Below are 277 nucleotides of genomic sequence, written 5' to 3' on the forward strand. Positions count from 1 at the left end.
AGATGCCATTATGGCACTGATCACCCGCTCCGCAAACGACGCTGCTGCAGCTCTTGGTGAATATCTCGGTGGTTCTGAACCTCGTTTCGCTCAGATGATGACCGCAAAAGCGCGCCGCCTCGGCATGCGCTCGACCACATTCCGCAATGCTTCGGGTCTGCCTAACCCGAACCAGCAAACCACTGCGCGGGATATGGCGATTCTCGGTATCGCTCTGCGTCAGCATTATCCGCAGTATTACGGCTATTTCGGCCGCTCCAGCTTCCAGTTCCGCGGT

1 protein-coding gene is annotated in these 277 nt (G+C 57.4%); it reads left to right on the top strand.

Annotation, left to right across the window (positions count from 1 at the left end):
* On the top strand, nt 1-277 hold a 277-nt coding region (locus HBA93_RS20960; RefSeq protein WP_502910164.1), incomplete at both ends, for a D-alanyl-D-alanine carboxypeptidase family protein.

This window comes from Ochrobactrum sp. SFR4, from assembly GCF_019730395.1.
In the GTDB taxonomy this organism is placed as follows: domain Bacteria; phylum Pseudomonadota; class Alphaproteobacteria; order Rhizobiales; family Rhizobiaceae; genus Pseudochrobactrum.